This is a genomic window from Massilia sp. CT11-108, assembly GCF_047302915.1.
Lineage (GTDB): Bacteria > Pseudomonadota > Gammaproteobacteria > Burkholderiales > Burkholderiaceae_D > Telluria > Telluria orientalis.
In genome coordinates this window covers 1-2,021 of record NZ_JBKYMO010000742.1, presented here as the reverse complement: position 1 = coordinate 2,021, position 2,021 = coordinate 1, and the positions used below count along the sequence as shown (strand labels likewise).

Genomic DNA, 2,021 nt, shown 5'->3' with positions numbered 1-2,021 from the left:
CTTCGGCCTCGACGACTACGGCGACCACCTGCTGGCCGCCTGCCGCCGGGCCATCGCGGCCGACGGCGGGCCGGACCAGGTCGTCGTCGCGGGCCACTCGCTGGGCGGCATCCTTGCCGCCATCCACAGCTGCCTGCACCCCGAGGCCGTGCGCGCGACGATCCTGCTGGAATCGCCGCTGCACTTCACGCCCGCCTCGAGCTGCTTCGCGCGCCTGATCGACGCGACGCCGCACGCGCGCCCCATCGCGGACACGTTCCGCCAGGTGCCCGGCGTCTTCCTCAACATGATGAGCGCGATGGCCGAACCGCAGGCATTCCAGTGGGAGCGCTGGACGGACCGCATGCTGTCGATGACGGACCCGCAGGCGCTCGTCACGCACATGCGCGTGGAACGCTGGACGCACGACGAGTTCCCGCTGCCGGGCCGGCTGTTCACGGAGATCGTCGAGTCGCTGTACCGGCACGATGCCTTCATGCAGGGCAAGCTCGCGCTCGGCAACCGCACGATCGGCCCGCGCGACCTGACGGCGCCGCTGCTGTCCGTCGTCGACCCGCGCAGCAAGCTGATTCCACCCGATGCGCTGGTGCCGTTCCACGAAGCAACGGCCAGCCCCCGCAAGCAACTGCTGCACTACGAGGGCGACGTGGGCGTCAACCTGCAGCACGTGGGCGTGCTCGTGGGGCGCAGCGCGCATGCGCGCCTCTGGCCCCAAATCTTCGACTGGCTGGACGGGAAGGACGTTCCCGCCGCTTGATCACACGCGCTCGATCGCGAGCGCGATGCCCTGCCCTACGCCGATGCACATCGTGCACAGGGCAAAGCGGCCGCCGGTCCGCTCCAGCTGGTACGTGGCCGCGGTGACGAGCCGCGCGCCGCTCATCCCGAGCGGATGGCCGAGGGCGATCGCGCCGCCGTTCGGATTCACACGCGGGTCGTCGTCGCGCAGGCCGAGCAGGCGCAGCACGGCGAGGCCCTGCGCCGCGAACGCTTCGTTCAGCTCGATCACGTCGAACTGGTCCAGCGTCATGCCCGTCTGCGCCAGCAGCTTTTGCACGGCGGGCGCGGGGCCGATGCCCATCACGCGGGGCGCCACGCCGGCCGTCGCCATGCCCACGATGCGGGCGCGCGGTGTCAAGCCGTACTGCGCGGCCGCTTCCGCATTTGCCAGCAGCAGCGCGCAGGCGCCGTCGTTCACGCCGGATGCATTACCGGCGGTGACCGTGCCATCCGGCCGCACGACCGGTTTCAGCTTCGCCAGCGTTTCCAGGCTCGTCTCGCGCGGGTGCTCGTCCTTGGCCAAACGGATGGGATCCCCTTTCTTTTGAGGGATCGGCACGGGCACGATCTCCTGCTCGAACGTCCCGTCCTGTTGCGCACGGGCCGCCTTCGCCTGGCTGGCGAGCGCGAACGCATCCTGGTCCGCGCGCGAAATCCTGTAGTCGTCGGCCACGTTTTCCGCCGTCTCCGGCATCGCATCCGTGCCGTACAGCTTGTGCATCAGCGGGTTCGGGAAGCGCCAGCCGATCGTCGTGTCGTAGATGTTCGCGTTGCGGGAGAACGCGGATTCCGCCTTGCCCATCACGAACGGTGCGCGCGTCATCGATTCCACGCCGCCTGCGATCATCAAACGGGCCTCGCCGCTCTTGATGGCGCGCGCGGCGCTGCCGACGGCGTCCAGGCCCGAGCCGCACAGGCGGTTCACGGTGGAACCGGGAACCTGTTGCGGCAGGCCGGCCAGCAGCGCGGCCATGCGCGCCACGTTGCGGTTGTCCTCGCCGGCCTGGTTGGCGCAGCCGTAGATCACGTCGTCGATGGCGGACCAGTCGACGTCCGGATTGCGGCGCATGAGTTCGCGGATGGGGATGGCGCCCAGGTCGTCCGCGCGCACGTCCTTCAATGCGCCGCCGTAGCGGCCGATGGGGGTGCGGATGGCGTCGACGATGAATGCGTCGGTCATGGTCATTCTCCTGTTATTCGTTGGGCGCCAGCAGCGGCGCGGCGGTGACGGCCTGCAGGTC

Annotated in this window: 2 protein-coding genes; one reads left to right on the top strand and one right to left on the bottom strand. The window is 69.8% G+C overall.

What is annotated here, in order from left to right; all coding sequences use genetic code 11:
* A partial coding sequence (locus ACEN88_RS30175; RefSeq protein WP_413345638.1) for an alpha/beta fold hydrolase occupies positions 1 to 757 on the top strand: 757 nt, incomplete at its 5' end.
* On the opposite strand, the gene pcaF is transcribed toward ACEN88_RS30175, so the two are convergent.
* Complete coding sequence (pcaF, locus tag ACEN88_RS30170) at positions 758 to 1,960, bottom strand: 3-oxoadipyl-CoA thiolase (protein WP_413345636.1); 1,203 nt, start codon at positions 1,958 to 1,960, stop codon at positions 758 to 760.
* Positions 1,961 to 2,021 lie beyond the last annotated feature (61 nt).

What these genes read in the sequence shown, in the direction of transcription:
- pcaF (WP_413345636.1), bottom strand. Translation starts at nt 1,960, where the DNA reads ATGACCGACGCATTCATCGTCGACGCCATCCGCACCCCCATCGGCCGC.